The organism is Nostoc sp. CALU 546, assembly GCF_048836525.1.
In genome coordinates this window covers 1-1913 of the sequence record NZ_JAWJTF010000360.1, presented here as the reverse complement: position 1 = coordinate 1913, position 1913 = coordinate 1, and the positions used below count along the sequence as shown (strand labels likewise).

Genomic DNA, 1913 nt, shown 5'->3' with positions numbered 1-1913 from the left:
ATATTCCATCCTGGTAAAAGTTCACCCGCCAGATTCAGTTCAACCCCTTGGCTATTCTGCTCACCTACTTGGATAGAAAAGTTTGGTCTGTTAGGATCTTCTGTCGTGACATTGGTACGGGTTAAATCAAATAAGGCTAGGGTTGCGGAAAGGCGATCATTCAAATCTGCTTTTACCCCAACCTCATACTGATTACCGCGTTCTGGCTCGAAGGAAGAGTCAACACCAAAAAAGTATGAGCCGCCTGGTGGAGTGAATGAACTTGTGTAACTGGTATAGAGAGAGATAGCGGGGATGGGTTGATAGACAATGCCAAAACGAGGACTGAATGCACTATCTGTCCCACTGCTTTCTGTGTTACTGATTAAATCTTCATATTTTCGATCAATCACGTCAAACCGCCCACCTAATAGCACTTTCAAGTTATCTGTCAGGGAAACTTGGTCTTGCAGATAAATTCCTAATGAGTTCGTCTGCTGTCGAACTGCAAAAGAAGAAGGGACTTGTACTCCTCGCGGTTGACCATATATAGGATTGAAGATATCAATTGATGCCGCCTCGAATTCATCAATTGGTGGATTAAAGTTGTCAAAACGATTTAAATCAAACCCAAATAGTAGCTGATGTTGAATTGAACCTGTGGAGAACTTACCGATTAGATTAGTCGTCATCGCATAATTTTTATTTTCAGAAGATCCTTCTGACGCTGAACGCCTCCAAGTTCGATTATCTGGTTCTAAACCATTAGAATCGGTGCGGCGTTGAAAGAGATCACGAAATACAAACCTCAACGCATTGTTTAACGACCAATTTTCGTTAAACTTATGGTCTAGCCGATATCCAAGCCTGATAATTGTCTGCTCAATGCTATCAGAAGGTTCAAAAAGGTTGAGATTACGGGACACTTTCCCGTTTGGATTAGGTAATAAACTACCAATCACAGGTACGCCAGATGCGATCGTATCTCTTGTTGTGATGTATTCTGCTTCCAAGTTCAGGTTAGTTTTCTCGCCAAGTGCTACACTAATTACAGGCGATATATTGAAGCTTTCACCATTAAAGAAATCAACAAAGCTACCTGAATTTCTGTAGGCTAAGTTGAGTCTATATAAGACTGTCTTCGAGTCATTTAGCGGCCCCGATAAATCAACCGCACCTCGATAAAAACTATAGCTGCCAATAGTTGCTTCAACAGCATAAAAAGGGTCGGGCAAAGGACGTTTAGATATGAGGTTGATACTTCCCCCTGGATTACCCAAACCAAATAAAACTGATGCAGGGCCTTTGAGAACTTCGACTCGCTCAATACTGGAAAGTTCACTCACCTGTCCAGCCAATGTGTCAATGAGTCCATCTCTCAGAAGATTCGTTTCTGTTGCATCAAATCCGCGAATGCTATAGAAAGTAAATGGGCCAAAGTTAAAACTCTGATTGACACCAGCAACATTTCTGAGCGCATCGTCTAAACGAGTTACCTGTTGGTCGCGCAATACTTCTTGTGGTACTACTTGAATTGATTGGGGAATGTCACGCAAAGGTGTATCAGTTTTTGTCCCAGTCGTAGTATTTGTTACACTATACCCATCTTCCTCACCCGTCACCACTAACTCAATTGGCTCATCCTGCTGTGCTGCTGGTTCCTCTTGCGGTGTCTCACTTGCTGGCTTCTGTGGTATTTCCGGTGGCTGTGTCGCCGTTGCAGCAGGTGTTATCCCAAAAATTAAACCTTCATCACTATCAAATAAATCAACTTTGGGCGAACTTATCTCACCTGTCACCGTTAACCGGATAGTATTTGCATCGATATTGGTTACGGTGACCCCTGTAATTCCACTGACAGGATTTTCTTGACGAAACTCACTACCAGATGCCAAACTTAACTGAGCATTGGGAATATCTGCAATAAAATTATT

The 1913-nt window shown here is 42.4% G+C and carries 1 protein-coding gene; it reads right to left on the bottom strand.

The window, feature by feature from the left end:
• Window positions 1-1913, bottom strand: a 1913-nt coding sequence (locus tag RRG12_RS43670; RefSeq protein WP_420763325.1) for a TonB-dependent siderophore receptor, incomplete at both ends; no start/stop codon positions are given.